27 protein-coding genes are annotated in these 26,350 nt (G+C 71.2%); 16 read left to right on the forward strand and 11 right to left on the reverse strand.

The window, feature by feature from the left end:
* Window positions 1-11: 11 nt before the first annotated feature.
* On the forward strand, window positions 12-353 hold the full coding sequence (locus tag AB0I59_RS04225) for a hypothetical protein (RefSeq protein WP_061257454.1): 342 nt from the start codon (window positions 12-14) through the stop codon (window positions 351-353).
* A 75-nt stretch (window positions 354-428) separates the two neighbouring features.
* Here AB0I59_RS04225 and AB0I59_RS04230 read toward each other — a convergent pair whose 3' ends face one another.
* On the reverse strand, window positions 429-1,670 hold the full coding sequence (locus tag AB0I59_RS04230; RefSeq protein ID WP_061257455.1) for a cation:proton antiporter domain-containing protein: 1,242 nt from the start codon (window positions 1,668-1,670) through the stop codon (window positions 429-431).
* A gap of 201 nt (window positions 1,671-1,871) precedes the next feature.
* Here AB0I59_RS04230 and AB0I59_RS04235 point away from each other — a divergent pair, with 201 nt between their 5' ends.
* Genes AB0I59_RS04235 through AB0I59_RS04245 form a run of 3 tightly spaced genes read left to right on the forward strand, consistent with a single transcriptional unit; the run spans window position 1,872 to window position 3,882 of the window.
* Window positions 1,872-2,207, forward strand: a complete 336-nt coding sequence (locus tag AB0I59_RS04235) for a TcmI family type II polyketide cyclase (RefSeq protein ID WP_061257456.1) — start codon at window positions 1,872-1,874, stop codon at window positions 2,205-2,207.
* Window positions 2,204-2,629, forward strand: a complete 426-nt coding sequence (locus AB0I59_RS04240) for a cupin domain-containing protein (protein ID WP_061257457.1) — start codon at window positions 2,204-2,206, stop codon at window positions 2,627-2,629. Before AB0I59_RS04235 ends, AB0I59_RS04240 begins: the two co-directional genes overlap by 4 nt.
* Entirely contained in the window at window positions 2,629-3,882 is a 1,254-nt protein-coding gene (locus tag AB0I59_RS04245; protein ID WP_061257458.1) for a beta-ketoacyl-[acyl-carrier-protein] synthase family protein, read from the forward strand. The genes AB0I59_RS04240 and AB0I59_RS04245 overlap by 1 nt, the downstream gene beginning before the upstream one ends.
* A 183-nt stretch (window positions 3,883-4,065) precedes the next feature.
* Here AB0I59_RS04245 and AB0I59_RS04250 read toward each other — a convergent pair whose 3' ends face one another.
* Entirely contained in the window at window positions 4,066-4,287 is a 222-nt protein-coding gene (locus AB0I59_RS04250) for a hypothetical protein (protein WP_358129864.1), read from the reverse strand.
* A 226-nt stretch (window positions 4,288-4,513) separates the two neighbouring features.
* Here AB0I59_RS04250 and AB0I59_RS04255 point away from each other — a divergent pair, with 226 nt between their 5' ends.
* Window positions 4,514-6,277, forward strand: a complete 1,764-nt coding sequence (locus AB0I59_RS04255; protein ID WP_358129867.1) for a tryptophan halogenase family protein — start codon at window positions 4,514-4,516, stop codon at window positions 6,275-6,277.
* A gap of 191 nt (window positions 6,278-6,468) precedes the next feature.
* Complete coding sequence (locus AB0I59_RS04260; RefSeq protein ID WP_358129870.1) at window positions 6,469-7,011, forward strand: flavin reductase family protein; 543 nt, start codon at window positions 6,469-6,471, stop codon at window positions 7,009-7,011.
* Between the two features lie 368 nt (window positions 7,012-7,379).
* Here AB0I59_RS04260 and AB0I59_RS04265 read toward each other — a convergent pair whose 3' ends face one another.
* Window positions 7,380-7,988 (reverse strand): TetR/AcrR family transcriptional regulator C-terminal domain-containing protein, encoded by a 609-nt coding sequence (locus AB0I59_RS04265; protein WP_358129872.1) that lies wholly within the window; start codon window positions 7,986-7,988, stop codon window positions 7,380-7,382.
* 53 nt (window positions 7,989-8,041) lie between these two features.
* On the opposite strand from AB0I59_RS04265, the gene AB0I59_RS04270 reads away from it, so the two are divergent.
* A complete protein-coding gene (locus tag AB0I59_RS04270; RefSeq protein ID WP_358129874.1) occupies window positions 8,042-8,842 on the forward strand; it encodes an alpha/beta fold hydrolase in 801 nt (266 codons plus the stop codon).
* 194 nt (window positions 8,843-9,036) lie between these two features.
* On the opposite strand, the gene AB0I59_RS04275 is transcribed toward AB0I59_RS04270, so the two are convergent.
* The 3 genes from AB0I59_RS04275 to AB0I59_RS04285 are packed head-to-tail and all read right to left on the reverse strand — an operon-like array spanning window position 9,037 to window position 11,227.
* Window positions 9,037-9,411 (reverse strand): antibiotic biosynthesis monooxygenase family protein, encoded by a 375-nt coding sequence (locus AB0I59_RS04275; RefSeq protein WP_358129877.1) that lies wholly within the window; start codon window positions 9,409-9,411, stop codon window positions 9,037-9,039.
* The gene (locus tag AB0I59_RS04280) at window positions 9,411-10,133 is read right to left on the reverse strand and encodes an SDR family NAD(P)-dependent oxidoreductase (RefSeq protein ID WP_061257463.1); all 723 of its coding nucleotides are present in this window, start codon (window positions 10,131-10,133) and stop codon (window positions 9,411-9,413) included. Before AB0I59_RS04280 ends, AB0I59_RS04275 begins: the two co-directional genes overlap by 1 nt.
* A complete protein-coding gene (locus AB0I59_RS04285; RefSeq protein WP_358129880.1) occupies window positions 10,130-11,227 on the reverse strand; it encodes a methyltransferase in 1,098 nt (365 codons plus the stop codon). Before AB0I59_RS04285 ends, AB0I59_RS04280 begins: the two co-directional genes overlap by 4 nt.
* Before the next feature lie 175 nt (window positions 11,228-11,402).
* On the opposite strand from AB0I59_RS04285, the gene AB0I59_RS04290 reads away from it, so the two are divergent.
* Both AB0I59_RS04290 and AB0I59_RS04295 read left to right on the forward strand, forming a co-directional pair.
* Window positions 11,403-11,858: an anthrone oxygenase family protein gene (locus AB0I59_RS04290; RefSeq protein ID WP_358129883.1), complete on the forward strand. Its 456-nt coding sequence runs from the start codon at window positions 11,403-11,405 to the stop codon at window positions 11,856-11,858.
* A 127-nt stretch (window positions 11,859-11,985) separates the two neighbouring features.
* Window positions 11,986-12,720, forward strand: coding sequence for a SchA/CurD-like domain-containing protein (locus tag AB0I59_RS04295; RefSeq protein WP_063818808.1), 735 nt, complete (start codon window positions 11,986-11,988; stop codon window positions 12,718-12,720).
* On the opposite strand, the gene AB0I59_RS04300 is transcribed toward AB0I59_RS04295, so the two are convergent.
* The 5 genes from AB0I59_RS04300 to asnB all read right to left on the reverse strand — a co-directional run bounded on the left by AB0I59_RS04300 (window position 12,692) and on the right by asnB (window position 18,634).
* On the reverse strand, window positions 12,692-14,212 hold the full coding sequence (locus AB0I59_RS04300) for a peptide MFS transporter (protein WP_358129886.1): 1,521 nt from the start codon (window positions 14,210-14,212) through the stop codon (window positions 12,692-12,694). The genes AB0I59_RS04295 and AB0I59_RS04300 overlap by 29 nt on opposite strands.
* Before the next feature lie 192 nt (window positions 14,213-14,404).
* Window positions 14,405-15,121, reverse strand: coding sequence for a PadR family transcriptional regulator (locus AB0I59_RS04305; protein ID WP_061257465.1), 717 nt, complete (start codon window positions 15,119-15,121; stop codon window positions 14,405-14,407).
* The gene (locus tag AB0I59_RS04310; protein WP_358129888.1) at window positions 15,121-15,960 is read right to left on the reverse strand and encodes a DUF4097 family beta strand repeat-containing protein; all 840 of its coding nucleotides are present in this window, start codon (window positions 15,958-15,960) and stop codon (window positions 15,121-15,123) included. Before AB0I59_RS04310 ends, AB0I59_RS04305 begins: the two co-directional genes overlap by 1 nt.
* A 137-nt stretch (window positions 15,961-16,097) precedes the next feature.
* Window positions 16,098-16,724: a TenA family protein gene (locus tag AB0I59_RS04315; protein WP_061257467.1), complete on the reverse strand. Its 627-nt coding sequence runs from the start codon at window positions 16,722-16,724 to the stop codon at window positions 16,098-16,100.
* Window positions 16,725-16,750: 26 nt separating this feature from the next.
* Complete coding sequence (gene asnB / locus AB0I59_RS04320) at window positions 16,751-18,634, reverse strand: asparagine synthase (glutamine-hydrolyzing) (RefSeq protein ID WP_358129891.1); 1,884 nt, start codon at window positions 18,632-18,634, stop codon at window positions 16,751-16,753.
* A gap of 394 nt (window positions 18,635-19,028) precedes the next feature.
* On the opposite strand from asnB, the gene AB0I59_RS04325 reads away from it, so the two are divergent.
* The 7 genes from AB0I59_RS04325 (at window position 19,029) to AB0I59_RS04355 (ending at window position 26,331) form a co-directional block, all read left to right on the forward strand.
* On the forward strand, window positions 19,029-20,774 hold the full coding sequence (locus AB0I59_RS04325) for an MFS transporter (protein WP_358129894.1): 1,746 nt from the start codon (window positions 19,029-19,031) through the stop codon (window positions 20,772-20,774).
* A 122-nt stretch (window positions 20,775-20,896) separates the two neighbouring features.
* Window positions 20,897-23,002 carry a multicopper oxidase family protein gene (locus AB0I59_RS04330; RefSeq protein ID WP_358129897.1) on the forward strand — a complete coding sequence of 702 codons (2,106 nt, stop codon included), beginning with the start codon at window positions 20,897-20,899 and terminating at the stop codon, window positions 23,000-23,002.
* Window positions 23,003-23,112: 110 nt separating this feature from the next.
* Entirely contained in the window at window positions 23,113-24,417 is a 1,305-nt protein-coding gene (locus tag AB0I59_RS04335) for a ketosynthase chain-length factor (protein WP_358129900.1), read from the forward strand.
* Window positions 24,418-24,424: 7 nt separating this feature from the next.
* On the forward strand, window positions 24,425-24,691 hold the full coding sequence (locus AB0I59_RS04340) for an acyl carrier protein (RefSeq protein ID WP_061257471.1): 267 nt from the start codon (window positions 24,425-24,427) through the stop codon (window positions 24,689-24,691).
* Window position 24,692: 1 nt separating this feature from the next.
* Window positions 24,693-25,157: an SRPBCC family protein gene (locus tag AB0I59_RS04345; RefSeq protein WP_061257472.1), complete on the forward strand. Its 465-nt coding sequence runs from the start codon at window positions 24,693-24,695 to the stop codon at window positions 25,155-25,157.
* A gap of 98 nt (window positions 25,158-25,255) precedes the next feature.
* Window positions 25,256-26,008, forward strand: a complete 753-nt coding sequence (locus tag AB0I59_RS04350; RefSeq protein WP_061257473.1) for an SDR family NAD(P)-dependent oxidoreductase — start codon at window positions 25,256-25,258, stop codon at window positions 26,006-26,008.
* Entirely contained in the window at window positions 26,008-26,331 is a 324-nt protein-coding gene (locus AB0I59_RS04355; protein WP_358129904.1) for an antibiotic biosynthesis monooxygenase family protein, read from the forward strand. Before AB0I59_RS04350 ends, AB0I59_RS04355 begins: the two co-directional genes overlap by 1 nt.
* The last annotated feature ends 19 nt before the right edge of the window (window positions 26,332-26,350 follow it).

Genomic DNA, 26,350 nt, shown 5'->3' on the forward strand with positions numbered 1-26,350 from the left:
GGAGCACGGCAATGTACGTCTCGATCGTCGCGTGGGATCTCAGCCGATCCGCCCAGACCGTGGACAGCCTTCGCGAGTACCTGCGCGACTACGCGGTGGACGCGTACTCCCTGCTCGACGGCATGAGGTTGAAGTTGTGGTTCGCCAATCCGGATCGCCAGGTGTGGGGGGCGATCTACCTGTGGGACTCCGCCGCGCACATGGACGGTCCCGCGCGGGTGAGCAGGGCGGTCGAGCTCATCGGCTACCCGCCCACATCGGTGGGTGTCTTCGAGCTGGAGGCCGTCGCGGAGGGACGCAGCGCGTACGAGGCCCTGGCCGGCCTGGGACGCGCGATGTCGGGGGACATCTAGCCGGCCTTCACGACGCGGGTGCCCGGCCGGCTTTCACGTCATGGGGAGCTGACCGGGCCTCGTGACGCAGGGCCGTCACGACACGGGCTGGCGGACGTCCGCCACCTCGGGCGTGGACGGCACGGGGTGGAACAGCCTCAGCAGCGGCCCGGTCATGGCCGTCGTGACCAGGGCCATGACCACCATCAACGAATAGAGAGTGCGGTCCAGCAGGTGAAGCTGGAGACCGACGCTCAGGATGATGAGCTCGGTGAGCCCCCGGGTGTTCATGAGCGCGGCGAGGGTCGCCGACTGGCGGGCGCGCAGCCCGTGGATGCGCGCGCCGAGGAAGGCGCCCGTGAACTTGCCGCCGATCGCGACCAGCAGGATCAGGCCGAGCTCTCCGACGCCCGCCGCGCCGATCCGGGACAGGTCGACGTTGAGGCCGCCGACGACGAAGAAGATCGGCAGAAGCAGGACGCCGGTGAACTGCCCGAGGCCGTCGAGTATCTCCGCACGCATCTGCTCGGCTGCTTCACGCGGCATCACGGCGCCGAAGAGGAACGCGCCGAAGATGAAGTGCAGCCCGATCCACTCGGTCAGGCACGCGGACAGCAGCAGGCCGACGAGTACGGCGCCGAGCTTGGCGGGGGTGAGCCGACCGGGCGATCCGCCCGCGGCCGCCAGCTTCCTGAGCAGCGGGCGGACCAGGCCGAACATCAGCGCCAGATAGGGCACCAGGAGCAGCATCCGCCACTGTTCGCCGCCCGTGCCGACGACGGTGACGACGACGGCGAGGATCGACCAGGCGAGCACGTCGTCGGCGGCCGCGCACGCCAGGGCGAGACCGCCGGTCGGGGTCTGGTGCATGTTCCGGTCGGTGAGGATCCGGGCGAGCACGGGGAACGCGGTCACGGACATGGCGGCGCCCATGAAGAGCACGAACGCCAGACGGTCGGGGACCGGGTGACCGTCGGCCAGCGCCAGCGCCAGCGCCGCGCCCAGCGTGAACGGCACCACGATCGAACCGGCCGACACCGTGGCCGCCACCCCGAGGCCGCGGCGCAGTTGGCCGTGGTTCAGTTCGAGGCCGACGAGGAACATGAACACCACCACGCCGACGTTGGCGAGCGCGGCGAGGAACGGGCGGATGTCGGTGGGGAACAAGGTCTCCGTCACCGCCCCGCCGAACAGCGTCGGGCCGAGCAGGATCCCGGCGAACACCTCGCCGATCACCGGTGGCAGGTCGACGCGCCGGGCCACGGCGCCCAGCGCGGAGGCGAGGGCGACGATCGCCGCGAGGCCGATGAGCAGGGTCGTCACCAGATGGGTGGCCATCACATCTCCTGTCGTCGCGCGTACGCCGATCGGCGCGAGGGCGTCCTCCGAGGGTCGGGTCGGCGGCTCGAGGCGTGCTTGACGGCCGGTGGGGCGATGCCCCGGCGCCGCTCCATCGCCCGTCTAGCCCGGTTCGAGCCGGTCTCCAGCGGCGGTGGCGACACTGGCCGCACCGCTGGTAGAGACCCACAGGAGGTCACGGTGCATCGCACGTTGATAGTGGCGAGGCTGAAGACGGATGATCCCGGCCGGATCGCGGACGTCTTCGCCGAATCGGACGCGACGGGGCTGCCCCACATGATCGGCGTGTCGCGACGCTCGCTCTTCGCCTTCCACGACCTGTACTTCCACCTCGTGGAGGCCGACGAGGACATCTCCCCGCGTCTGTACAAGGCACGGAGCCACCCGCTCTACCAGGACATCAACACCAGGCTCACGGAGTTCGTCTCGCCGTACGACCCCGGCTGGAAGGAGCCGAAGGACGCCATGGCCACGTCGTTCTACGTGTGGACGGCGGACGAGGGGAGGATCCAGTGAACGAATCACGCGGGCTGCCGATCAATCTGGAGAGCGTGGCGGCCAACCGCCGGCGCGGCGGCGACATCAGGGTGACGCTCAGTCCCAGGACGGTCGGCTGCACATCGGGATTCGGCGGAGTGCTCCGGCTTTCGCCGGACGAGTTCGTCGCCGAGCACTACCACCCGTACTCGGAGGAGTTCCTCCACGTCGTCTCCGGGGAGCTGGAGATGGCTCTGGACGGCGAGCCGGTGAAGCTGGGCGCCGGGGACTCGCTCCTGGTGCCGATCGGCACCAGGCACCGGCTGCGCAACGTCGGCGCGGATACCGCCCACGTGGTGTTCCACCTGTCCCCGCTGGCGCCGAGGCCCGAGCTCGGCCATGTCGACACCGAGACGCTGCCCCGGCCCGACCTGGCCGATCCGGTCGTGGGGGGATCGTGATGTCACGGAGCGTCGCCGTCACGGGGATCGGCACGGTGGCACCGGGAGGGGTCGGGCGGGAGCCGTTCTGGGAACTGCTCACCGCCGGCCGTACGGCGACGCGAAGGATCTCGCTGTTCGACCCCTCCGGGTTCCGGTCGCGGATCGCGGCGGAGGTGGACTTCGACCCGCGCGCGGCCGGTCTCACCGGACGGGAGATCCGCCGGATGGACCGCGCCGCGCAGTTCGCCGTGGTCTGCACCCGCGAGGCCGTGGCGGACAGCGGCCTGGAACCTGCGGCGCTGGACCCCGGCCGGATCGCGGTGAGCATCGGCAGCGCGGTCGGATGCACGATGGGCCTCGAGACCGAGTACGCCGTGCTCTCCGACGAGGGACGCGAATGGCTGGTGGACCACCGCCACGGCGTCCCGCATCTGTACGGATACATGGTGCCCAGCACGCTCGCCGTCGAGGTCGCCTGGGAGGTCGGCGCGGAGGGGCCGACGGCGCTGATCTCCACGGGGTGCACGTCCGGCCTGGACGCGGTGGGCCACGGTGTGGAGATCATCCGCGAGGGCGCGGCGGACGTCGTCATCGCGGGCGCCACCGACGCGCCCATCTCACCGATCACGTCCGCGTGCTTCGACGCGATCAAGGCGACGTCGCCGAACAACGACGATCCGGAGCACGCGTCGAGGCCGTTCGACGCCCGGCGCAACGGGTTCGTCCTCGGAGAGGGCGCCGCCGTCCTGGTGCTGGAGGACGCGGAGCGTGCGCGTCGCCGCGGCGCGCACATCTACGCCGAGATCGTCGGGTTCGCGAGCCGCAGCAACGCCTTCCACATGACGGGGCTCAAGCCCGACGGCAGGGAGATGGCCGAGGCCATCAGGGTCGCCATGGACCAGGGCAGGATCGGGCCGCACGACATCGACTACGTCAACGCCCACGGCTCTGGGACCAAGCAGAACGACCGGCACGAGACCGCGGCCTTCAAGCGCAGTCTGGGCGCGCGGGCGTACGAGGTCCCGGTGAGCTCGATCAAGTCGATGATCGGCCATTCGCTCGGGGCGATCGGCTCGATCGAGGTCGCGGCGTGCGCGCTCGCGCTCGACCGGCAGGCCGTGCCGCCGACGGCCAACCTGTACAACGCCGACCCCGAGTGCGATCTCGACTACGTGCCGATAACGGCCCGCGAGCACACGATGGACGCGGTGCTCAGCGTCGGCAGCGGCTTCGGCGGGTTCCAGAGCGCCATGGTGCTGGCCAGGGCCTGAGTCCGGGCCATCCCATACCGCCTTCCGTACCGCCGTCCCGTACCGGGCTCGCCGCACGCCCCCCGCGACGCCCGCCGTACAGCGTCCGACGCCCGCCGTACGGCTCCCGCGACGCCCGCCGTACGGCTGCCCCACAGCGCCGCCCGTGCCGGTGAGTCTCCACGGAACCGCCGGCACGGGCGGTCAGTCATCCACCCATGCCTCCGGCCAGCGCTCCTCCAGCTCCGACAGGTCGTCGGGCACGGTGACCGCGTCGCCGTCGCCGTCGCCGTCGCCGTCAGCGGGGACGGGGACGGGGACGGGCAGGCTGTAGACCGTCCTGCCGTACGCCGCCAGCGCCTTCATCACCCCGATGGCAGCCCGGGCCAGGAGGCGCCACGGCAGGCTCTCGTCACCTTCGGACACGGCGGCAGCCTCCTGCGGTCGGTATCGCGTCCCCGAAGGATGTCCGTACACGCTCGGAGCGGAGTGGACGACCGGTCGAGAACCTTCTCCGAGCGGCTCTCCAGCGGCATCCGAGGCCCGGTGACCACAGTGAGACGCGGGCGAGGAACGCGCGACATCTCACCCACCCGATGTCCCCGGCCGTCCCGACCGGGCGGCCGAGATTCCCGATGTCAGGAGTGCCAAGATGCAACACTGGAGTGGCGCGATGGGGCCAGGGGGCCAGACTCCGCTGGACGTGCTGCTGGAAACGCTCACCGAGCAGGAGTCGGCCGGCGTGAAGGCATGGCTGGGCGGAACACCCGGCTGGCCGGGCGCGCCCGCGGGGGTCTCCCCGAAGGCCCTGACCGAGCACCACGAGAAGGTCGAGAGCGACCGCTTCCGCCCGTCCGACGACGACCCCCGCGCCATCCGCAGCATCGGGGTGATCGGCGGCGGGACCGCCGGCTACATGACGGCGCTCGCGCTGAAGACCAAGCGCCCCTGGCTCGACGTCACCCTCGTCGAGTCCAAGGAGATCCCGATCATCGGGGTGGGCGAGGCCACCGTCTCCTACATGGTGATGTTCCTCCACCACTTCCTCGGCATCGACCCGATGGAGCTCTACCGCAAGGTGGAGCCCACCTGGAAGCTCGGCATCAAGTTCGACTGGGGCCCCGACCCGGACGGGTTCATGGCCACGTTCGACTGGCACCACCATTCGATCGGCGCGCTCGGAGCCCTTGAGGCGGAGAACACGGTCAACGGCTTCACCGTGCAGTCGCTGATGATGATGGCCGACCGCGCCGGGGTCTACGAGATCGACGGCAAGTACGTGTCGCTGATGAAGTACCTCCCCTTCGCCTACCACCTCGACAACGCCCGGTTCGTCGCCTTCCTGACCGAGCTGGCGGAGCAGCGTGGCGTACGGCACGTCGAGGCGCGACTCGACGACGTCGTGCTCGGCGACGACGAGTGGGTCGACCACGTGCGGACGACCGACGGCCGCGAGCTCCGGTACGACTTCTACGTGGACTGCACCGGCTTCCGGTCCATGCTGCTGGGCAAGGCGCTCGACACGCCCTTCCACAGCTACGCCGGCAGCCTGTTCACCGACTCGGCCGTGACCGGCAACCTGGAGAACGGCGGCCACCTCAAGCCCTACACCACCGCGACGACCATGAACGCGGGATGGTGCTGGAACATCCCGACCCCCCAGAGCGACCACCTGGGGTACGTGTACTCGTCGTCGGCGCTGTCGGACGACGAGGCGCACAAGGAGCTGACCGAGAGGTTCCCCGGCATCGAGGGACTGCGGCAGGTGCGTTTCCGCAGCGGCAGGCACGACAAGGCCTGGCGCGGGAACGTGATGGCGATCGGCAACTCCTACGCCTTCGTGGAGCCGCTGGAGTCCACCGGCCTGCTGATGATCGCCCTCGCCGTGCAGACGCTGACCAGCGTGCTCCCGGCCTCCTGGTCCGACGAGCAGGCCCGGGACGTCGTCAACATCGGGCTCGGGCAGCGCTGGGACGCGATCCGCTGGTTCCTGGCGATCCACTACAAGTTCAACACCCGGCTCGACACGGAGTTCTGGAAGGACGTCCGCGAGCGGTGCGACATCTCCGGCTTCCAGCCGCTGCTCGCGCTCTACCAGAACGGGGCGCCGCTCACCCGGCGCGACCCGTACATCCTCGACCTCGCTCTCGGGGCGGCGCCCACGTTCTTCGGCCTGGCCGGGATCGACAACATCCTCCTGGGCCAGAAGGTGCCCGCCCGCCTGCTCCAGCGCGCCGAGCCGATCGAGGACTGGTGGGCCCGAAGGAAGGCGGGTGACGCGCTGGTCTCCCGGGCGCTCACGCAGAGCCGGGCGCTGGAGGCGTTCCGGACGGATCCGGAGCTGAACGCCCAGCTTCTGAACGACCTGGACAGCTGGGCGGGCCGCCACATCGCCGGCTACATCGGGATGTTGTGACCCACGCGCGACCCACGCGCGACCCGTCGTGACCCGTCGTGACGAGGCGGGACGCCTCGCGGCCCAGCGCGCGCGCCCGGGTGGGCGCCGCGCGCGGGGCCGCCGCGCCCCGGTCGCCGGTCCGGTCACCGGTCCGGTCATCGGCCCCGGCCGCCGGCCTCGTCGCGTGGCCCCTGATCAGGAGGTACGAGGTGATCGATCCTTCGGCACAACCCGTCGGGCGACCGTCTTCCACGGCCAGCCCCGCGGACTTCCGCGCGCTGATGGCGGCATTCCCCACCGGCGTCGCGATCCTGACGACCTTCGGACCGGACGGCGAGCCCAAGGGGATGACGTGCTCGTCCGTGTGCAGCGTGACGCTCACCCCGCCGGTCCTCCTGGTCTGCGTGCGGTACGGGAGCCCCACCCTGGAGGCGATCACACGGCGGCTGACCTTCGCCGTCAATCTGCTGCACGAGGGCGCGGCGGACACGGCCGGGCTGTTCGCCTCCGGCGACCCGGACCGCTTCGACCGGGTTCGCTGGCAGGCAGGGCCCGACGCAGCCGGGCCGCACCTGATCGACGACGCGCACGCGGTCGCGCACTGCCGGGTCGTCGGCACACAGGCGGTCGGCGACCACGTGATCGTGCTCGGGGAGGCCTGCCTCATCCGGCAGGAGGCGCGCCGCGACCCCCTGCTGTACGGGCTGCGCCGCTATGCCGCCTGGCCGGCCCCGCTGGGCGCGGAACGCTAGTGTCCCGGGCCTGAAATTCGCCGGCGACATTCATGCGAGGGATTCGAGGATCTCCTCCGCGGTCGTCTTCCACAGGAACGGCCGGGATGTCGTTCCCTTCCGTCGGTCCGGGCGGAACTCGTTGCCCTCGGGGTCGGTCACCGGGATCGACGGCGCTTCGAGCGGGCAGTCGGGCCGTGGGCTTGTGCCCGGGGGGTACGGAGCGGCAGATCCGGACGGAACCGCCGCTCATCGACGTGGACACACGGCACCGCTGAGCGGACCCAATCGAGGGTGGCAGTGGTCAAGACGCTGAGTGGGAATCCGACACAGGTGGCGCGGCTTGTCGGCGGCCTTGATCGGGGAGAGTTCGATCGCACCCCGATGCCTCATCCCAGCGTGGCGGCCGTCCCGGTGATGATCACGCGCAGGCCGTGTTCGAAGGCATCCTCGCTGAGCGGGCTGCCGCCCGCGCGGTGGGACTCCGTCAGGATCGGCATCGGTTCCTCGACGGGCTGCCCGGGTGGGCGGGGGGCCTGTTCCTGCAGCACGAATCCGGTGATGTAGTGGGTGAGGGTGCTGATCGTGCGCACCGCGAGCACGGGGGTGAACCCGCGATCCGTCATGGCGGCGAGTTCGCCCTCGAACATCCGCAGAGTCTCGAGGCTGAGCGTCGCCGCACCGGCGACGACACGGGCGCCGTCGCGGTGGGCGAGCAGCGAGGCCCGGTAGGCGCGGGCGCGCCGGGCCAGCCACTCCTGCCAGGGCTCTTCCCGCCGTGGTGGCCCCATGCCGGCGGCCCGTACGATCGCGTCGGCCATGCCGTCCAGCAGTTCCTGTTTGGTGCGGATGTGCCAGTACAGCGCCGGCGACTGGACGCCCAGCTCGGCCGCGAGTCTCCGGACCGTCAGCCCGTCCAGGCCAACCTCGTCCAGCAGCCGCAGCGCGGCGTCGATCATCGTCTGCCGGGTCAGCCCGGGGCGTCTGCGGTCGCTCATCGTTGACACCTTAGCAGCGCTAAACTAGCCTTAGCGTTGCTAAGGGGGTTGACATGATCATCACCACGGCAACCGACGGCACAGAGGTCCGTGCTATGGACGAGGGGCGAGGGCCGGCCGTGCTCATCCTCCATCCAGGGCTGGACGACGGCCGCTCCTGGGACAAAGTGGTGGCCCGGCTGACGCCGCGCCACCGGGTGGTACGCCTGCACCGGCGGCAGTACCGGCAGGACCTGCCCGGCCCCGCGACGATCCCTCAGGAGGTCGAGCACGTGCTCGCCGCCACGCGGGAGATCACCCATCCGATCCTTCTCGTCGGCCACTCCTCAGGTGCTGTGGTCGCTCTCGAGGCGCTGGTCGCCGCGCCGGAGGCGTTCGCCGGGGCCGTCCTCTACGAACCGCCGGTCGTGATCGGCGACCCGCTCGGCGGCCCCGGCGGCGAGATCAACACCCGCGCACGGCAGGCCATCGCGGCCGGTCACCCCGGCAAGGCGATGCGAATCTTCATCCGGGACACCGTAGGGCTCCCTGCCTGGATGGCCTTCCTCGCCGGTGTTTTCACCGCGTGCAGCCCGCGCTTGCGCCCGCTCGTCTCCCACCAGATCGACGACAACGAAGCGCTGGACCGGCTCGGCGTCCGGCTCGACGCCTATGCCGGGATCCAGACCCCGATGCTGCTGCTCGGCGGTGATCGCAGTCCCGCCCACCTGGGCGAACGCCTCGACGCGCTGGCTCGGGTGCTGCCCCACGCCGAGCGGGTGGTGCTGCACGGTCAGGGACACAGCGCCCACGCGTCCGCGCCCGCCGAGGTCGCCGCCACCATCGAGTCCTTCGCCGCCAGGTCCACATCCTGACCGCCCCGGCGCCTCACGAATCACCAGCGGAGGATGCGCATACGTGATGCTGCTCGTGCTGGAGACGGGCTTGAGCCGTAGGAGCCGGTCTGCGGGCTTGCCTGGGTCCTGGCAGGCGGGATGATCAGGCTTCCACCTTGAGCGCGAGTTCGCCGCCCAGGTCCCGGGGAAGGGGCCTGGGCGGCGAACCCGTGTCAGGAGTAGCCCGCCACCTTCTGGAAGAGGTCGAACGAGCGGCCGCGGTGCGGCTCCTGGTATCCCCTGAGCGGCGCCGTGGCGTCGCGGTGGTCCGGCCCCCGCTCCCACGCGGTGAAGGCGGCCATGTCCTCCCACTCGCTCATGACCGCGAAGACGTCCGGCTCGACGGCGGATCGCAGCAGTTCGTTGCCGAGCAGGCCGGGGGTTCCGGCCAGCGTCGCGCTGACCTGGTGGTACGCCGACTCGACGGCCTCCACGTCGGCGCCGGTCGCCCGGCACCAGAGCACCACGCGGATCGCGCCCCGATCCCCGCCCTGTCGCACGCCCTGCTGTACGCCCTGCTGTACGGTCCGCCGCGCGGTCTCCTTCATCAGATGCCCCCGTCCACCATGAGGGTCTCCCCGGTGACGAACCGCGACTGGTCGCCGGCCAGGAAGAGCACCGCTCCGGCCACGTCGTCGGGCGTGCCCGGCCGGCCGAGGGCGATCAGGTGGCGGTAGCGGCTGAGCGCCCGCTCGTCCGCCTCCCCGGTCTCGATCGGGCCGGGCGCGACCAGGTTGACCCGGATGCCGGCCGGTCCCAGCTCCTTCGCCAGCGAGCGGGTCAGGCCGATCAGCCCCGCCTTCGCCGCGGTGTAGTGTGCCCGCCCGGGAAGCCCGCGCAGCGCGGCCGCGGCGCCGATGTTGACGATCGAGGCGCCGTGGCCCAGCAGGGGAAGGGCCCGCTGGGTGACGAGGAAGGCGCCGGTGAGGCTGGCGTCCAGGACCCGGTGCCAGTCCTCGACGGCGAGTTCGGCGAACGGGGCGTGGCTGATCGCGCCGGCGTTGTTGACGACGACGTCCAGCCCGCCCACCGCCGACAGGCAGACGCCGACCAGCCGGTCCACGTCGCCGGCGTCGGACACGTCGGCCTGGACGACATGATGGTCGCCGCCGATCTCCTTGAACTCCCGGCGCAGCCCTTCCGCGTCCTCGCCGTCGTGCCTGGCGCACGTCACCACGGTCGCCCCGGCGCGTGCCAGGCCGAGCGCGACGGCCCGCCCGATCCCTCGCGTTCCGCCGGTGAGCAGGACTCTCCTCCCGTGCACGCTCATCGAATCTCCTGATCCTCGGTCGCCTCGGTCGCCCCGGTGCGGCGGCATTCGATGACGGTCCACTGGCCCGCCCCCGGACTGTTGACGATCTCGAAACCGGCGGATCCGAGCAGCGCCCGCCACTCGGCGAGGTCCCGCTCGCGCCCGCCGAAGCGGAGCATCATGTCGATGTCGAGGACCTTGCCGTGGTCCCAGACGTTCGCCGGCGCAAGCACGTGCTCCAGCACGAGCAGCCGGGCCCCGGGATCGCTGCCCATGGCGTCCCCGACCCGCCTCAGGATGGCGGCGGCGTCCTCGTCGTTCCAGTCGTGCAGCACCGCCTTGAGGATGTACGCCCGGTGCCCGGAGGGCAGCTCGCCGAAGAAGTCGCCCGGCGTCAGCCGCACCCGGTCCGCCACGCCGCGCTCGGCCATCACGGCGGCGGCCTCGGTCACCACCTGGGGCTGGTCGACCAGCGTCCCCCGGACGTGCGGGTGCCGTTCGAGCAGCCCCGCCAGGAAGTGGCCGCGCCCCCCGCCGACGTCGACCACGTCCGCGAACCGGCCGAAGTCGTACGCGTCGAGGAACCTGCCGGTCGTGGCGGCGCTCATCCGGGTCATCGCCCGGTCGAACAGGGCACCCGCCTCGGGGTTGGCGCGCAGGTGGTCGAAGAACTCCGAGCCGAAGATCTCAGAGAACACCGGCCGCCCGGTGCGCAGGCCGCTGACGATCTCCCCGTACGGGAACCAGAGCAGGTCCGACCCGTTGAAGAGGACCATGTCCCGCTGGCTGCCGGGCACGTCCGACCGCAGCGCCTCGGCCATCTCGGTCAGCGCGTAGACGCCCTCGTCCTGCTCGGTGAAGACCCCGACCGCCGAGGCGCAGCGGAGGAGGCGGCGCAGGGCGTCCGGGTCCGTGGCCGTTCTCTCCGCGATCTCGGTGACCGGCAGCGGCCCGTCCGCGAGCACGTCCGCCACGCCGACCTCGGCCAGCGCGTAGATCACCTGCGAGATCCGCTTGCCGCTGGTCAGCAGGAGCAGCCGGGCCTGGGCCGGTGGCCGCGCCTGGGGAGGCGCCCCCGTCATGGTGCTGGCGCCGTGCCAATTGCCGTCCATCTGATCTCCGTTCCACGTCGCTTCGCGCGCTGGCCGATCCCACAACGGTGGCGTGAGCTGCTCAAAGAGCGCTCAGGTCCCGATCGAGGGGCCAGCTCAAGCGGCGGTCGAGTTACCCTCCACCGGCTGACGTGACCATGGCTGCGCCGTACCGGGTCGTCGAGAGGAGCGGGACGTGATCCCGGAACTACTTGAGGTAATCGCGCTGATCACCAGCGGGGTGGTCGCCGGGGTGCTGTTCGCCGTGGCCGTCAGCGTCCTGCCCGCCCTGTTCGCCCTGCCGGCGGGGCGCTACATCGAGACCCATCGCCTGCTCGGCAAGGGCTACCACCCCACGATGCCGATCGTGGTCAACGTGGCGATGGTCGCCGACCTCTGGCTCGGGCTGATGCCCGGCGACCGGCTGCCCAGGACCCTGTTCGTCGTGGCGGGGGTGCTGCTGCTGGCCAGCCAGTTCGTCTCCCACCTGGGCAATGTGCCCATCAACCGCCGGGTGAAGGCCGTCGATCCCGAGGCGGTCCCCGAGGGCTGGCAGGACCCCAGGCCCCTGTGGCGGGGGTGGCACATGCTGCGGACCTCGCTCGCCCTGGTCGCGCTGGCCGCGAACGCCGTCGCGGTCGTGCTGTCCTGACCGGCCCCGACCCCCACCGCGCCGACCACCGCGCCGGCCACCAGGTCGGCCGCCGAACCCGCCAACCACCAGTCACGACCGACCAGCACACCGGTCAGCACACCAGTCATCACACCAGGAGGACACGATGCCCTTCGCCGCGATCAGCTACGGCGTCGCGCCGGGACACGAGGACGAGATCGCCGAGATCTTCGCCCCGGGAAACTTCACCCGCGCCGACTCGCCGGTCCTGCGGGACGAGGACGGGAAGGAGGTGGGGAGGCTGCTCGCCACCGGCCTGTTCATCCAGGACACCGACATGGTCCGGGTCATCCAGTACGAGGGCGACCTCGCCGCCGTGGGCCGTCACATGGCGGCGCAGCCGGGGGTGCACGAGGCCGAGCGGCGCATCGCGCCGCTGCTCGCCACCCCCAGGGACACCTCCACAGCCGCCGGCTTCCGCGCCCACTTCGGCCGTTCGATCATGACGCTGGTCCACGAGCACGCCCGTCGCGACCGCGTCGCCACCTCCATGATCGCCCTCCGGTACGGCCTGCGCCCGGACGCGGAGACCGCCGCCGCCGAGCTCCTGGCCTCCGCGCCGCCCGTCTCCGGTGAGGAGGGGCCGATCCTCGCGAGCGCGAGCTTCCTCCGGGGCTCCACACTCATCCGGGTCCACCAGTACGAGGGGGACACCGGCGAGGCCGTCGGGTATCTGGCGGCCCGGGAGCGGAGCGCGGGTGTGGCGGCGGTCGTCGAGGACGGGGACGCGGGGTTCGACGGGCGGGTGATGCGCTGCATCTCCCAGCTCTCCGTGCTGAACCCGCCGCGTCCCCGTACCGGATCGGAGGAGGTCACACCCGTGCCGGATCGGCGGCGGTGAGCAGCAGGGCCAGGCGCCGCCTGCGGGCGAGCAGTACGGCGCCGGCGAGCAGGGCCACCCCGCCCAGGCACGCGTAGTACAGGTGGGCGGGCACGGCCCCGGCCAGTTGCCCCACCCGGCCGCCGACGGCGGCGCCGACGGCGGCTGACACCCACCACACGCCCATCATCCGGCTCGTGTAGAAGGCCGGGGCCGCGCTGCCCGCCGCGCTGATCCCGACGGGCGCCAGGGCCAGCTCGCCGCACGCCTGCAGGAAGAAGACCGTGAGCAGCCACAGCGGGGAGACCGTGCCCCCTCCGTCCGCGCCCCCTGAGCCGCCCTCCCCGGCGGAGAGGCTGATCAGTGCCATGAGCACGTAGCTCAGGCCGACGAGTCCGAGGCCGAGCGCGAACTTGGCCGGCACGTCGGCGTGCCGGCCGAGCCGTACCCACGCGTAGGCGAAGAGCGGGGCCATGACGAGGATGAACAGGGGATGGGCGCCCTGGAACCAGCTCGCGGGGATCACGAAACCGAGGACGTCACGGTCGACCGACTCCCGCGCGAACAGGCTCAGCACCGACCCCGACTGCGTGAAGATCATCCAGAAGATCGCGGAGGAGAGGAAGAGCCGGACGAAGCCGAGCACGCGGCTCCGTTCCGCGGCCGTCAGCCTCGGGTGCCGCAGGAGCGTACGGAACTGGAACACGGGCACGGCGAGGACCAGGACGCCCACGGGGATGAGGACGTGCTCGATCCTGAGGGTCCCCGCGAGGCCGTCGGCGAGAACGGCGGCGACGGCCACACCGGCCCAGATCCCGGCCCGGCGGAAGGCCCGCGCGCGCTCGGCCCGGGAGGCGGGGTTGATGGGGAGCGCGCCGACGTGACCGAAGTGCCGCCTGCCGGCGGCGAACTGGATCACCCCGAACGCCATGCCCACGGCCGCCGCGCCGAACCCGAGGTGCCAGTCGACGGTCTCGCCGAGGAATCCCGTGATGACGGGCGCGATCAGCGCGCTGACCTGGATGCTCATGTAGAAGACGGAGAACGCGGCCTCCCTGCGCTCGGTGTCGCCCGGACCGTAGAAGCCGCTGAGCAGCGCGCTCATGTTGGGCTTGAGCAGGCCGGTCCCGGCGATGATCAGAGCGAGCCCCGCCCACACCGTCCACCCGGCCGGCAGGGCCATGCAGACGTGACCCGCGGTGATCACCATGCCGCTGAACAGCGTGGCGCGCCGGGCGCCGAGTACCCGGTCGCCCAGCCAGGCGCCGGGCACCGCGGCGATGAACAGCAGCGCCATGTACAGGCCGAACAGGGCGGTCGCCTCGGCGGGGGACAGGCCGAGCCCGCCCTCGGAGACGGGTGACACCGCGAACAGGAAGAGAATCGCCTGCATCCCGTAGAAGCTGAAGCGCTCCCACATGTCGGTGAGGAACAGGGTGGCGAACCAGCGCGGTTGCCCGAAGATCGTTCGGGCGGGGACCGGCGCCGGATGGGCCGTCTGCGTGGTGGCCATGGCGGGCTCCCTACGTTGCCGTGGGCGCGAGACCGCGAAGGTGCTCGCGCCATGTCACGGCGAGGGTGCCAAGCCCGCCTCGGTACCGGCTTGGCCGGCGCTCGAAAGGGGCACCCGAAAGGGCGGCCACCTGCCCGTGGCCCGCCGATCCGGAGCTCGAAAGGACGAGCGGGTGCGCCTGGCCCCCCGGCTCTACGTGCCCGTGGCGCGCCGGATCCGCACCAGCGCCTCGCCCAGGGCCTGGCGGCACTCCTCGAGTGCGCGGCCGTCCACGACGCCGTCCCTGGCCGCCGTGCGGGCGTCGTTCCTGAACCGGTCGAGCATCTTCTCCATCTGCTTGACGGTCTTGCCGGAGGCGAAGTAGGAGTCCCACTCGTGGTGCCACTCGGCGCCCCAGGAGAGGGCCTCCCGCCACTCCCGAGGACCCCACTGATCCGGGGTGACGGCGCGGGAGGCGGGTTCACCCGCCTGCTCGTGGACCTCGTCGGCGCCCGTTGCCGCGCCCGTCCCCGTGGGCGCCGCCGCCGGGAGGTCGCGCGGCACCGCCGGGGCGTGCCGCGCCTCGTCGCGTACGCGCTGCGCCGACCTGCGGACCTCGTCGCTGATCCGGAGGATCGTCTGGGTCAGCTCGTCAAGCTCCGGAGCCCGCCGGCGCAGCTCCTCCTGCCCGTCCGCCGTGATGCGGTACCTCTTGCGGCCGCCGTCGTCCGGCTCGCTGACGATGAAGCCCTCGCTCTCCAGCTTGGACAGCCGGGGGTACACGGCTCCGGCCGACGGGGCGTAGGCGCCGAGGAACGTCTCCTCGACCAGCTTGATCGCCTCGTAGCCGTACCGCGGCTGATCCTTCAGCAACGCGAGGAGGTAGAGCTTGAACTGGCCGTGTCCGAACGGGGACGCCACCGCCGCCATCACGCGCCGTCCTCCGTGCCCGAACGGGACGCCTCGGCGGAGGCTCTCTCGTCCGCTCTGTCGTCGGTACGGATCACCAGCGCCACCTTCCCCGAGACGGTGAAACCGCGCACCTGGACCTGGCGGTCCCGATGGGAGTTCTCCCGCAGCGTCACCCCGGTGGCACCCCGCCCGGACGGGCCGATGGGGACGAGCGCGGGAGCAAGGCGCCCGCCGGCGGGAGGATTGGCCACGACCTTGCCGCTCGCCGTGGAGAGCTCCACGTCCAGACCCGCCTTGTCCCGATCTCCTCCGAGCCCGAGCGTGATCGCGCCGGAGACCGAGCTGAGCACGGCGTCGACCGGATCCGCCTCGGTGATCATGGTGATCTCGCCCGAGACGGACTCCAGATGCACCTGCCCGTGGCAGTGGCTGGCGATGATCTCCCCAGAGACGGTCTTGGCCATCAGCTGGGGACCGGCTCCCTCCATGACTATCTCCCCGTTCAACGTGGTGAGGCTGGTCTCCTCGCCGCTTCCCGCCATGGTGATCCCGGCGCTGACCGTCTCGACGCGGATCGGCGTGCCGGGAGGGAGGCGCAGGCTCAGGTCGGTCCGGCGCAGGAAGGCGGGAGGCAGGTCCCGGTACCACTTGCGGTGCAGGCCCAGGTCGTGCCGGATCTCGAGAACCCCGTCGCACACGTTGACCCGCAGCGGGGCGCCGCTCACCCGGGTGACCTCGAGCAGGGACGGCCCCTCGTCGGTGACCACGGCCACGCCTCCGTCGATGATCCGCACGATGGCCTGGGTCACTCCGGCCAACTCGATCTCGTACGGTCCCTCAACGCTCCACTCCGCCATCGCGATCCTCCTCGTCCGGCCGCCGGTGCCGCCGCTACTATCACGCTATATCGCGACTGTGCGGATTGCTACTCGAAAGCGGCTCGACCTTGACCAGATCGCGACATATATCGCGATCGGTCGAGGCCGAGCCGATGCTATCGAGCCGACTCCCATACTCCCAACTCGAAGCGCGCCCCCTCGGCGAACCTGGCCGCCATGGCCGAACGCTCGGCCGCCGAGACGCGCGCGCCCAGGGCGTCCACGAGGGCGAGGGTGGCCTCGACCACGGGCAGGTAGTCCCGGTGCAGATGGACGTCGATGAACGCCCGGTAGACCGGGTCGGGGGAGGAGCGCCGCTGCAGCTCCTTGCCGAGCTCGGCGTGGAACCACAGGCGGGGGAGCACCGCCGCGAGCGCCTCGGCGAAGCCGAGATCCCGCCCGGCGGACGCCAGGAAGGCACCGTACGGGCGGTCACTCGCGGGCGGGACGGGCGGCTCCTCGCCGAGGATGCCCAGCATGGCCTGCCGCTTGGGCCCCGCCGACCGGGCCGCGCCCATCGCGATGCCCGCGAAGTGCGCCAGGTCGCCGAGGGTCGGCGCCTTGGCGGCGATGAGCGCCAGCGCGCGGGCGTAGTCCTCCAGATGCAGGCTGTCGATCGCCACGAGCCGTGCCAGCACGGCCTTGGGCAGGTCGCCCGCGCTGATCCCGGCGGGGATCGGGTGGTCGACGATCGCGGCGAAGCTCTCCTCGCCCGCCGTCCACAGTTCCTTGTGAAGACTCATCACGCACCTTTCGAGGAGGGGGATCGTCAGCCGAGGTCCAGCCGTACGCGGTAGTGGCGCAGCCACGCGTTGAGGGTGAGCACCATCTCGATGTGGGTGCGGTTCACCCAGGCGATGGGGCCGTTCTCCAGCTTCTCCGGGGCGGCGAGTACGGCGCGCGCCGCCTGGACGTCGACCAGGGGATGGGCCGGCTGCCCGGGATCGTCGAGGATCTCGGTCAGCGACCGGCTCAGATAGCGGGTGTAGAGGGGGTCCTGGGTGACGGGGAACGGGCTCTTCTGCCTGTTCAGCACCTGCTCGGGCAGCAGGTCGGCGCCGGCGGCCCGCAGCAGCGCCTTCTCCCGGCCGTCATGGCTCTTCATCGACCAGGGCGCGTTGAAGACGTACTCCACCAGCCGCGGGTCGACGTAGGGGACCCGCACCTCCAGCCCGACCGCCATGCTGATCCGGTCGTCCCGGGTGAGCAGGTGCTGCATCCACCTGGTCAGATGCATGTGGGTGATCTCCCGCATACGGCGTTCCCGCCCGGACTCTCCGGGGAGCCGCGGCACCTCCGCGACCGCCTCGCGGTAGCGGTCGGCGCCGTAGCCCTCCAGGTCGAGCAGCTTCAGCAGGCCCGGGTCGAGCAGGCCGCTGCCGAGGCCGGCGCCCGGACAGAAGAACTGGTAGAAGGCGATCCACGGGAACGCCTCCACGTCGATCAGTTCCGGCACCCACGCCCAGTGGTAGCCGCCGAACACCTCGTCGGCGCCCTCCCCGCACAATGCGACGGTGCTGTGCCCGCGCACCTGCTGGAACAGCTCGTACAGCGAGGCGTCCATGTCGCCGAGCGGGCTCGGGCGGTCCTGGGCCAGCACGGTGGCCAGCCGGACGCCCGGCTCGGCGAGCCGTTCCGGGGTGATGACCACGGGCGTGTGCAGCGACGCGACATGCTCGGCGACCATGCGGGCGAACGGCGCGTCCGGGGTGTCGCGGACCTCGTCGGCGCGGAACCGCTCGGTGTAGCGCGTGAACGTCACGGAGAACGACCGGATGGGCTCCTCGCCCGCCGCGCGGCGGTGCCGGGCCGCCAGCGCGGTCATCACGCTGGAGTCCAGACCTCCGGAGAGCAGCGACCCGACGGGGACGTCGGCCACGAGCTGGGCGGCGATGATCTCCTCCAGCATGCCGCGCACCGTGTCCACCGTCGCGGGCAGGTCGTCGGTGTGCGGGCGGGCCTGGAGGGCCCAGTAGCGCCGGTGCCGGATCCCCGAGCGGTCCACCCGTACGACGTGGCCGGGGCGCACCTCGTGGATGCCGGCGAAGACGGTGTGCCCGGGCGTCCAGACCTGGCTGAACGCCTCGCGGAGGCTGTCGGCGTCGGCCCTGGCCTCGACCTCGCCGGTGGCGAACAGCGCCTTGGGCTCCGAGGCGAAGTACACCCGGCCCTCCTGGCCGCGATGGTAGAAGAGCGGCTTGACGCCGAAATGGTCGCGGACCAGGAGGAGCGCCTGCTCGTGGGCGTCCCAGACGGCGAAGGCGAAGATCCCGTTGAGGTGGTTCCCGACGTCCTCGCCCCATTCGAGGTAGGCCCTGAGCACGACCTCGGTGTCCCCGTCGGTGCGGAACCGGTGGCCGCGGGCCGCCAGCTCGCTCCGCAGCTCCCGGTAGTTGTAGATCTCCCCGTTGTAGGTCAGGACGGCAGGACCCCCGCCGTCCCGCTCCGCGACCATCGGCTGGGCGCTGCCCGCGAGGTCGATCACCGCGAGCCGCCGGTGGGCCAGGGCGGCGTGCCCGTCCGTCCACAGCCCCTCGGCGTCGGGGCCGCGGCAGGCCATCGTCTCCGACATGGCCGTCGCCGTGGCCGTGGCCGTGGCGCGCCGGCCCGTCAGATCTCGCTCGAAGTCAACATGACCGGCGATACCGCACATTGAGCACTCTCCCGTCTGTCGCGCGCTCGTACGGCGAGCCTCCCGGAGGTCACTCGAGCAGGGCTTGGAACGAGATGGAGCCGGTCTTGGCCGCTCCACCGGACCGGTGCCAGGACCGGTTCCCGGACCGGTTCCCGGATCGGTGGAGCGGGCCCCTCGCCGGTTCCGTCGGCGACCACGGCCCCGCTCGAGGCGGGATCGAGTCCGCCACCAGCGGCCGGGGCCATCATCGTGATGCGATACGGCAGTCGCGATATATGCCTCGCCGCCGACAACTGGATATCGCGATATGCGTCGGAGTATCTTGACCTAAGGCAGTATCGCGATATAGCGTGATCGCGATCGAGAACAGTATCGCGATCGTCTCCACTTCCGAGGTCTGCAAGGAGCAGTGATGTCCGAACACGAAGGGAGCCAGCCGCTGCGGCTCGCCGAAGAAGCGGCTCCTCCGCACAAGCGCCGGTGGGCCGTACTGGCGATCATCCTGGTCGCGACGTTCATGGACCTGCTCGACGTGTCCATCGTCGCCATCGCCATCCCCTCGATCCAGAAGGATCTCCAGGCGACCTACACCTCGGCCCAGTGGATGCTGGCCGGCTACTCCCTGGCCTTCGCCCTACTGCTGATCACCGGCGGCCGGCTGGGCGACATCGCCGGGCGCAAGCGGATCTTCCTGCTCGGCATGGGCGGCTTCACCCTCGCCTCGGCCCTGTGCGGATTCGCCGTTTCGCCCGAGATGCTGGTCGCCTCGCGGGTGCTCCAGGGGGCGATGGCCGCGATGATGGTCCCCCAGGTCATCTCCACGATCCAGCTGATCTTCCCGCCGAAGGAGCGCGGCGGCGCCTTCGCCGTCTACGGAGGTGTCGCCGGTCTCGCGACGATCAGCGGGCCGCTGCTGGGCGGCCTCCTGCTCAACGCGGACCTGTTCGGCAGCGGATGGCGCTCGATCTTCCTCATCAACCTGCCGCTCGGCGTGGCCGCGTTCGTCGCCGCCATCGCGATCATGCCCGAGGTGCGGGTGCCGCTCGCGCACACCCTGCGGCTCGACCTCGTGGGCAGCTTCCTGATCACGGTCACCATGCTGCTGCTGATGTATCCGCTGATCCAGGGCCGCGACCTGGACTGGCCGGTGTGGACCCTTGCCATGATGGCGGCGTCCATCGTCGGGCTGCTGATCTTCGGCGCGCACCAGCGCCGCCGGGCCGGCAGGAACGCCTCGCCGCTGGTGCCTCCCTCTCTCTTCAGGAAGGTGTCGTTCACCGGCGGGCTCCTGGTGAACCTGTCCTTCTTCGCCGGCATCGTGTCCTTCTTCCTGGTGTTCATCATCTACCTGCAGGCGGGCCGCGGTGAGTCCGTCCTGTCGGCGGCACTGACCCTGCTGCCCTGGTCCGTCGGCATCGCCGTGGCCAGCGGCACCGGGTTCCAGCTCGCGCCCAAGCTCGGCCGTACGGTGCTGCACATCGGCACGGGCCTGATGACCCTCGCCATGGGCGGGGTCATCGTCACCATCCAGACCGGCGGCGCCGAGGTCTCCCTGTGGTGGTACGTCCCGAGCATGCTCGTCGGCGGCATCGGCATGGGCCTGGTCGCCCCGCTGCTGGTCGACGCCGTGGTGTCCGACGTCCCCCCGACGGAGGCGGGCTCGGCGTCCGGAGTCCTCAGCGCGGTCCAGCAGATCGGCGGCGCGCTGGGCATCGCCCTGGTCGGCCTGGTCTTCTTCGGCTCGGTGAGCGCGCAGGCCCAGAACGTCGCCGAGTCGGTCACCCCGAGGATCCGTACGGCGCTGCAGGCCGCGGGGGCGCCCGCCTCGGCGGCGGAGGAGGCGAGCCGAGGCTTCGTCCGGTGCTTCGTGGACCGGGCGGAGGAGAAGGATCCGACCGCGGTGCCCGCGAGCTGCGCCGAGGCGGAGTCGCCCCAGCAGGACGTCCCGCCCTCCGTGCGCACCGCCTTCACCACGGCGGCGGATGAGGGCAGGAACGACCTCTTCAACCAGGCGATGACCGCGGCCGGCTGGTACAACGCCGGGGTCTTCTTCCTGACCTTCCTGCTCATCTTCTTCCTGCCTCGCGCGATCAAGGTCCACGCCGAGGCCGACGCGGGCGCGCCGGAAGGGTCGCCCGAACCCGAGCCGGTGAGCTGAGCCCCCGTCGACTGAGTCCGTCGATCGGCGCCGTGATTCCCGGTCCGCCGGAGAGTCCGGCGCCGATCTGCTGCCGCGTGCCGGCCGATGCCATCCCAGAGACGCCACCAGAGAGGTGTCCCATGTTCGAGCCCTCGATCGAGCTGTACGACGATCAGGTCAACAACGACTTCACGGTCGCCATCCTGCAACTGATCTTCTGGGCGGTCCTGGCCCGTCGCCTGTACCGCCTCCCCTTCAGCAAGACCGCCCACAAGCTCAGGCGCAGCAGCCGGAGGCTGGTCGTGGGCGTGGTGGTGGGGGCCCTGCTCGTGCCGGCCCGGCTGTTCACCATCCTCGTCATGGGCGGCTACGGACCGCAGTTCGCGGCGGACCGTCTGTGGATCGGCCTGCCCCTGGTCGCCGTCCCCACGATCTTCGCCCTCGTCCTGACCCTGCCCCGGCTCCGGCGGTTCGCGGTCGCCGAGGTCGCCGACCGGCAGGCCCCGCCCACCCCCGAGCAGCGTCTGCGGGCGGCCGCGCCCGCGGTCACCCTGCCGGCGCGCGCCATGACCATCGGGGCGCTCATCGCCTTCGCGCGGCTGATCTTCGCTCCGACGCCGCCGCTGTTCATCCCGGCCCTGCTGACCTTCGCCGTCGCCGGCGGCTGGATCCTGGTGCTCGGCCGCAGGCATCGGGCGCGGACGGCCGGTGTGGACGTACGGCCGATGCCGCGCGGTGGGGCCCGCACCCGCCGCAACCTCGTGGGAACGGTGACGGTGCTGGCGCTGGTCGCCGTCTACGCCGCCTGGGACTGGCAGACCAGCAAGTTGCCCGACAGCTACAGCATGATGGACCACGCGATGACCTACGGCGACGGTCCCGAGGTGTCCGGGCACGGCCACCTCGCCGCGGGGGCGGGCGGGGCGAAGGTGCCGTCGGTCTCGGTGGCGGACCTCACCGGACCGCGTACCGGCGTCCCCGACAAGCGCTTCACGCTCACCGCCACCGACGCCAGGATGAAGCTGAGCTCCTCGGCCGAGGTGGACGCGGTGGTCTTCAACGGGCAGCTTCCCGGCCCCGAACTGCGGGTGCGCGAGGGCGACCTCGTCGAGGTGACGCTGGTGAACAGGACACGCGACGTCCCCACCACCCTCCACTGGCACGGCGTCGACGTGCCGAACGCCGAGGACGGCGTGGCAGGTGTCACGCAGGACGCGGTGGCTCCGGGCAAGAGCCACACCTACCGGTGGGTCGCGGGCCAGACGGGGACCTACTGGTACCACTCGCACCAGCAGTCATCGGTGCAGGTCCGCCGGGGGCTCTTCGGCCCCCTGGTGATCGAGAAGGCCGACCCCGGACCCGCGAACCTGAAGGAGTTCACGCTCGCCGCGCACGTCTGGGACACCGACAAGGGCGAGATCAGCTCGCTCAACTCCTACGACACGCTGCGCAGGGAGACCGTTCCCGCGGGCACTCCGGTGCGGATCAGGCTCGTCAACTCCGACAACTTCCTCAAGACGTTCACCCTGGCCGGGGTCCCGTTCAAGGTGACCGCACTGGACGGCAACGACGTGAACGCGCCCACCGAGCTGAGCAAGGTGAAGCTGCCCCTCGGCGGCGGCGGGCGCTACGACCTCGAGTTCGTCATGCCCGCGGGGCCGGTGCGGTTCGCCGACCTGGCCGCGCCGGACGCCGGGCTCCTGATCACGCCCGACGGGAAGGGAGAGCTGGCGCCGCTGCTGGAGGCCCCCGACTTCGATCCGACCCGCTACGGGTCGCCGCGGCCCACGCCGTTCGGGCCGGGCAGCGACTTCGACCGCTCCTTCCAGCTCATCCTGGACAACAAGCCCGGGTTCTTCGACGGCACGCCGTACTACCTGTGGACGGTCAACGGGTCGGTCTTCCCGCACATCCCGATGCTGATGGTGCGCGAAGGGGAACTTGTGAAGGTCACCGTGGTGAACCGCAGCTTCCTCGAACATCCCCTGCACCTCCACGGCCACCGCGTGCTCGTGCTCAGCCGCAACGGGAAACCGGTCACGGGCAGCCCCGTCTGGCTGGACACCGTCACCGTCGTGGACGGGGAGACCTACGAGCTGGCCTTCAAGGCCGACAATCCCGGGGTGTGGATGGACCACTGCCACAACCTCGAACACGCCGCCATGGGGATGACGATCCACCTGGCCTACGAGAACGTGCACACCCCCTATCTCGCCGGGCGGGCCACCGGGAACGTCCCCGAATAGCGAGCCACGTCCAGCGAGCTGTCGAGCCCCTCTCGAGGGGCGCCCCAGTGAGTCGAGCCACCCTGTGATCGGGCGCGGGAAGCCCGCGACCGACACAGGAGGGTTCGACGATGAGCAGCGCGTCAACGGATGCCGGGCCCGGCCCCGTGGTGAGCGGCCCCGTGGTGAGCGGCGCCGCGGCCACCGGTGCCGTGGTGACAGGCGTCGGTGTCGTGGCACCTACGGGAGTCGGCGCTGAGGAACACTGGCAGGCCGTACTGGCCGGGAAGTCCGGCATCGGCCGGATCAGCCGTTTCGACCCCACCTCCTACCCGGTGCGCCTGGCCGGCGAGGTGCCGGGATTCGCGGCCAGGGAGCGGGTGCCGGGCCGGCTGATCCCCCAGACCGACCACTGGACGCACATGGCGCTGGCGGCGACCCAGGCCGCCCTTGCCGACGCCGGGGTCGATCCCGGTGAACTGCCCGAGTACGAGATGGCCGTGGTGACGGCGAGCTCCTCCGGCGGCACGGAGTTCGGCCAGCACGAGATGGAGCGCCTCTACACCAAGGGGCCCTCGTGGGTCAGCGTCTACCAGTCGATCGGCTGGTTCTACGCCGCCACCACCGGACAGGTGTCGATCAGGCACGGCATGCGCGGTCCCTGCGGTGTCCTGTGCACGGAGCAGGCCGGCGGGCTCGACGCGCTCGGCCAGGCCCGCCGGCTGCTGAGGTCCGGCGCGCGGCTCGTGGTCAGCGGCGGGACCGACGCCTCGTTGTGCCCCTACGGCCTCACGGCCCAGCTCGCCACCGGCCTGCTCTCCACCGAGCAGGACCCCGGCCGGGCGTACCTGCCCTTCGATGCCGCCGCCTCGGGATATCTGCCGGGTGAGGGCGGGGCCATCCTCGTGGTGGAGCGCGACGCCCCGGACGGCTACGGCGCGATCCGCGGGTACGCCGCCGGCTTCGACCCGCGGCCCGGCTCGGGACGGCGTCCCGCGCTGCGCGGCACCATCGAGCGTGCGCTGGCGGACGCCGGCGTCACCCCGGGCGACATCGACGTCGTGTTCGCCGACGCGGCGGGAGTGCCCGAACTCGACCTGGCGGAGGCCGAGGCCATCACCGCGGTGTTCGGCCCCCGGGGCGTGCCGGTCACCGCGCCCAAGACCCTCACCGGCCGCCTGTACGGCGGTGGCGCCGCCCTCGACATCGCGACGGCGCTGTTCGCGCTCCGCGACGACGTCATCCCGCACACCGTGGGACCGACCAGGCTCGCCCCCGGCTGCGAGCTGGACCTCGTGCTCGGTGAACCGCGGGACACCCCCGTGCGCACCGCCCTCGTACTCGCCCGCGGTCACGGCGGTTTCGCCGCGGCGATGGTGTTGTCCGACCTTCACCACATCTCCCGAACCGGAAATATCTCCCGAACCGGAAAGTGAGCGGAAAATGCCCGAATTCACCATGGAGGACCTCAAGCAGACGCTGCGCGCGATCGCGGGGGAGGACGAGCAGGTCGACCTGGACGGGGACATCTCCGACGTCTCCCTGGCCGACCTCGGCTACGACTCGCTCGCGCTGCTGGAGCTGGCCAGCCAGGTCGAGAAGCGCTACGGAGTCGTCATCCCCGACGACGCGGTCCACGAGATGGTCACGCCCCGCGCGACCCTCGCGTACATCAACGGCCGTCTCGCCGACACCGTCGAGGTGGCCTGAGATGGCCGGGCACACCGACAACCACATCGTCATCGACGCGCCCATCGACGTGGTGTGGCGGATGACGAACGACATCGAGTCGTGGACCGAGCTGTTCAGCGAGTACTCCGAGGCGACGATCATCGAGCGGCGCGGCGACTCCATCCTGTTCCGGCTCGCGCTGCACCCCGACGAGAACGGCACGGTGTGGAGCTGGATGTCCCTGCGCACCCCCGATCCCGCCACGCGCACGGTCCGCTCGCACCGTGTCGAGACGGGCCCCTTCAAGTACATGTCGATCTTCTGGGAGTACACCGAGACGGACCGGGGGGTCCGCATGCGGTGGGTCCAGGACTTCGAGATGAAGCCGGGCGCCCCGGTGGGCGACGAGGCGATGCGCGACCGCCTCAACCGCAACACGCTGGTGCAGCTCCAGCTCATCAAGGACAAGGTCGAGGCCGCCGCGCGCGCGACCGCGGCGATCTGACCCGCCCGGTCACCCGTGATCGCACCCGATCACACCTCATCGGCCCTGACCACATCTGAGACATCTGACAGACCAGGCGAAACGGAGACGGACACGACATGGACCTCGGGCTCAGTGGCAAGAAGGCACTCGTCACCGGCGGCACCAGGGGCGTCGGCAGGGGAGTGGTACTGGAGCTGGCGCGTCACGGCGTCGACGTCATCACCTGCTACCGGCAGCCGGGAGAGGCCGCCGCGTCGCTGGAACGCGAGCTCAAGGAGCTCGGCGGGGACCACCACGTGCTGCGCGCGGATCTCGCCGACCCCGCGGAGATCACCGCGCTGCTCGGCGCGTGCGAGAGCCGGTTCGGGCGGCTGGACCTCGTGGTGAACAACGCCGCGACCATCAGCCACGTACCGTACGAGCGGCTCACCCCCGAGCAGTGGCGGCACATCCTCGACGTGAACGTCACCGGCGTGCACCTGGTCATCCAGGGCGCGCTCCCGCTGATGACGGCCGGCGGCTCGGTGATCAGCATCGGGTCGAAGTCGGCCGAGGTGGGGATCCCGCTCCGCGCCCACTACACCGCGACCAAGGCCGCGCTGACCGGACTGACCCGGTCCCTGGCCAAGGAGTACGGCAAGCGGGGCATCAGATTCACCATGTTGTCCCTCGGCATCATCGCCACCGAGGCGATGGACGCGATGCCCGCCGAGCAGCGCGAGCTCATGGTCCAGCGCTACAGCGAGAAGACCGCCCTGGGCCGGCTCGGCACGCCCGAGGAGGTCGCGGGCGGCGTCCTCTGGCTGGCGAGCGACCTGGCCAGGTTCGTCACGGGCGCGGTCATCGCGGTCGACGGGGGGATCTCCTGATGAGCGACGCGACGTACCGGGTCATGCTGCGCATGCAGATCATCCCCGGGATGGGCCCCGACTTCGAACGGATCTGGCGGAAGGTCGGCGACTCCGTCACCTCCCACCCCGCCAACCGCGGCCAGTGGCTGTCGCGCAGCGAGGAGGAGGAGGACGTCTACTACATCGTCAGCGACTGGGTCGACGAGGCGAGCTTCCGCCGGTTCGAGACCAGCGACCGGCATGTGGAGCACCGCAGGCAGCTGCACCCGTACCGGTCGGGCGGGTCGATGGTCACCATGCGGATCGTGGCCCACCTGCCGGGCACCGGCGGGGCCGAGTAGGGAACCCGTCCCGTCCTGT

Source organism: Microtetraspora glauca (assembly GCF_040656155.1).
GTDB classification, from domain to species: domain Bacteria; phylum Actinomycetota; class Actinomycetes; order Streptosporangiales; family Streptosporangiaceae; genus Microtetraspora; species Microtetraspora glauca.